This is a genomic window from Anaerotignum faecicola (assembly GCA_024460105.1).
Lineage (GTDB): Bacteria > Bacillota > Clostridia > Lachnospirales > Anaerotignaceae > JANFXS01.
Window position 1 is genome coordinate 1 of sequence record JANFXS010000141.1, and the last position, 531, is coordinate 531.

At 51.0% G+C, this 531-nt stretch carries 1 protein-coding gene; it reads left to right on the forward strand.

Translation table 11 applies throughout. The annotated features are described in order from the left end of the window. Nucleotides 1-531 (forward strand): uroporphyrinogen III decarboxylase (locus NE664_13175; protein ID MCQ4727583.1); only part of this gene is annotated, 531 nt, incomplete at both ends.

Sequence of the window (531 nt, forward strand, 5' to 3'; positions counted from 1 at the left end):
GTTACGCCCAGCTGTATCATCTGCGTACAAATCCCGACAGTGTATACAGTGCTTATCAGGCGATTGCCGAGTCTCTGACGATTCTGGCAGAAGAGTGTATTGCAGCGGGGGCTGACGGGATCTACTATGCCGCTCTGGGCGGAGAACGTGATGGATTTACCGCCGAAGAGCATGCACGTTATATAGCGCCCCTGGAAGAGCAGTTGATGAGAGAGATTGACCATGCGCCTATCGGTAATATTCTGCACATGTGCAAACCGCTTGTAGATTTAGAACGCTACGTGGATTATCCGTGTGAAGCGGTAAACTGGGGAATATTGGAGAGCGGTGTGAAGCTTTTTGAGGGAAGAAAGCTGTTTCCGGGGAAGGTGATCATGGGAGGCATGGATGACGGCAGCCAGATCCTGATTTCCGGAAGCCCGGAAGAACTGGAACGGGAAGTCCATAATATCCTGGCGGAAAATGATTATCCGGGTTTTATTCTGGCCAGTGACTGTACACTGCCCGGTAATCTGCCCTATGAGAGGATAC